Source organism: Lacinutrix sp. C3R15, from assembly GCF_018860825.1.
Lineage (GTDB): Bacteria > Bacteroidota > Bacteroidia > Flavobacteriales > Flavobacteriaceae > Oceanihabitans.
Genome location: NZ_JAHKPZ010000026.1, coordinates 1 through 2949, shown reverse-complemented (window position 1 = coordinate 2949; position 2949 = coordinate 1). Strand labels below are relative to the sequence as shown.

At 28.1% G+C, this 2949-nt stretch carries 3 protein-coding genes; 2 read left to right on the top strand and 1 reads right to left on the bottom strand.

Features of this window, described 5'->3' with window-relative positions; genetic code table 11:
- Nucleotides 1–158: 158 nt before the first annotated feature.
- Nucleotides 159–917: a hypothetical protein gene (locus tag KO494_RS08630; RefSeq protein WP_252730359.1), complete on the bottom strand. Its 759-nt coding sequence runs from the start codon at nt 915–917 to the stop codon at nt 159–161.
- Nucleotides 918–1156: 239 nt separating this feature from the next.
- On the opposite strand from KO494_RS08630, the gene KO494_RS08625 reads away from it, so the two are divergent.
- Together KO494_RS08625 and KO494_RS08620 are read left to right on the top strand one after the other, a co-directional pair.
- Nucleotides 1157–1978: a HipA family kinase gene (locus tag KO494_RS08625; RefSeq protein WP_215967207.1), complete on the top strand. Its 822-nt coding sequence runs from the start codon at nt 1157–1159 to the stop codon at nt 1976–1978.
- A 1-nt stretch (nt 1979) separates the two neighbouring features.
- A complete protein-coding gene (locus KO494_RS08620; RefSeq protein ID WP_215967206.1) occupies nt 1980–2825 on the top strand; it encodes a hypothetical protein in 846 nt (281 codons plus the stop codon).
- Nucleotides 2826–2949: the final 124 nt, after the last annotated feature.

The following is a 2949-nucleotide window of genomic DNA, read 5'->3' as shown; positions in this document are numbered from 1 at the left end:
ACGCTATTTTTGGTAACGTTTTTGTATATGGTTTGTTGCGTGTTTTAAGCACTAAAGTTAGCAAATAAATTACAGATAGAAAATCCGCGAGGATTTTCGTAAGTAGGCTAGGACTAGCAATAAATTATATACGGTGTTACCCATAGGCTTTTTCTTTATTATTTCAGTTGGAAATGTATATGGTCATCGTGTCTAACTGCTTGACATCCGTGAAAACGTACTTTTCCATTGTTCAAATTCAATCGAGTTTTTAAATGTGGTTCGATAAACAATTTACCAATACTTTTTTGTTTTAAAATCAATTCTACTAATTGTCGAGTTCCTTTTTCGGAAAACACAATGTCTTTGTTTATTGTGCCTAAAGTCAGATATTTTGGAAAATCATATTGCCAATTTCCATTTTTCTTACAAACAGCGTTTTGGTCATATTCTTTTTCGGTCGGCATTTCATAAACACCATATCCACTAACTGATGGTTTTTTATTAGTCAATTGTCCGTTGTCATTTTCGTAAATCAGAGAAACGTCAATTTTCTTTCCGTCATTATGGCTTAAGTGAGGCAAAAGAGGAAATTTGTTTATAAATGGAAAATTCGCATCGAGATAAACCATTTTTATTCCTGCGTTTAGTCTCTCAAATTCGGTTGCTATTTGTCCGATTGATTTGTTCAATTGAGGTCTTACATAGTTTCTATTAGCAAGTTTATAAAAGAAAGACCGAGCTTTTAAAAATTCCGTTTCCTTTATTTTTTCACGTCCGAAAATTGGTGCAACATTAGGAATTATTAAAAATGTTGTGAGTAAATATAGAACTGCGAAAATTCCAATCCGTTTCAATTGTTTCTTTTCCGCACTTTTCTTAACCAACAAAATTGCAATCAAATATATTATTCCACCTATTTGAGTTACAACAGTCAAAAAAACGATAATTATTATGTGAAGCAGTATTTTCAATGGTTGGTTCAGCTTATGGGTAACGGTTTTGTATATGAAAAGTAGCGTGTAAGTAACCACATACTTTTCCGACTAAAATAACGTTATTAAATAAGCAATACAAATTAAGTTAGGCGATTATTTAGCTATTTTTTATATACGTTGTTGTGCAAAGTTTTTATTTGATATATTTGTTTGTATAATAAGTATATAAAATTTTTTTAATGCAATTACTTCATACAATTGAAGATGTTCATAAAGTTTTTGACACTCAAGGAAGTAGTCCGCTACTTGTAACTTGCGATGATTTCAGAGATTGGGTATGTAAGTATGATAGGTTTCCTAAATATTTGTTTAACGAGTTGATAGCATCTGAATTTGCTAAAATATGGGGAATTAAAACACCCGAAACTTGTTTTATTAACGTTAAAAGAGAACATATTCCAAATGAAAAATTTCCACAATTACAGTTAGGTTGGTTTGAAAAGGAATGTTTCGGGTCTTTATATCTAGAAACTTCTAAAGAATTAGATCATACTATGGTGTCAATGTTTCAGGAAAAATCTTTTAGAGATAAAATATCTGATAAGACGGATTTTTTAAAAATAGCACTATTTGATATTTGGACAGCAAATGAAGATAGGAATCATAATAACTTTAATTTACTTTTATATGTTTCTCCTGATAAAATAAATTTTTTCTATGCAATCGACCACGTAAACATTTTTAATTCAACTTTTCTTGATTATGGAATAGCAGAATTGACAGAGGATGATTCAATAATTAAAACAGATATAGCAAAAATTTTATTTGGAAAAGATAGGAAATTAACAGACATTGTGAATAACTTGGTTGAAATGTTATACATTTGCACCAAAGAATGTGAAAATAAATTAGACGATATTTTAGATTTAGTACCTGACTCTTGGAATATCGATAAAGTCTTAATTAAGAAAAGAATTATTGATAATTTATTTTCTGATGATTGGAAAAATCAATGTGAATCGAACTTTAGAGAGTTTATACAATCTTTTGTAGCTAATTAAAATGAAAACTATTTATTCAATACTTTACGTTAATTTGAATACTACTCTTAATGAAAGAGTTAGTATAGGCGTTCTTGTGTCTAATGGTTCTAAAAATTATTTTAAATTCTCTTCGGACAAGCTTTCTGCTTTTAAAGGTATTTTAAATAGTGAGAGATATGGTTTAGTTAAAAGTTACCTTAAGTCAATTGATAAAGAGATTGTTTCTGATAATATAGTTGACTCTAATAAATTATTTATTAAAAGAGATTTTAAGAATGATTGGATTAATGAGAGTTATTTAGTTTATCTTTCTAGATATTCAAATAATATTATCCAGTTTTCTGAACCAAAAACGATTGATGTAGATTTAAATGATAATACATTTAAAAGAATTTTTGAAAAATATATTTTTAAATTTTCTGATGACACGAATGTTGAACCTGAATTTAATGTTCATTCTATAGTCAAAAAGCAATTATTTCCTAAAATTCAAGAGAAAGTTAACATTGAAAAGACATTGACCTCTGATGATTTTGAAAATTTATTTGCACCAATAGATATAGATTTTATAGGTGTAAATGGAATACCTGTAGCTGGACAAACAATAGACTTTGAAAAAAGTCATTATTATCTTGAAAATGATGTTACTAGATTTGTGTCTTTAACAAAAGCTATAGAATTAGAAGGTGACTCTAGAGGAAAGTATTTTGTTTTGGGAAGAGAACCTCAAAAGAGAATAAATAAAAACCATTTGCTATGGGAACATATTAGAGATACTGAATTTCTAGAGTTTGTCGATATTAGTGAAGTTGGAATTATTGAAGATTACATTCAAAAAAATAATGTTAGACCTTTTTTTGATTAAAATTAGATACTAACAAATCAGAATGTTTTATTTTTCTTTTAGTATTTCTGATTGATTTTATTTCCTAAATTTTTCAAACTTGCCGTAATTTTAAATTTTGCACAACGTGTTTGTGTATGGCTCG

Excerpts from the sequence above, each read along its gene's own strand:
- KO494_RS08625 (WP_215967207.1), top strand. The coding sequence starts at position 1,157 with ATGCAATTACTTCATACAATTGAAGATGTTCATAAAGTTTTTGACACT.
- KO494_RS08620 (WP_215967206.1), top strand. The coding sequence starts at position 1,980 with ATGAAAACTATTTATTCAATACTTTACGTTAATTTGAATACTACTCTT.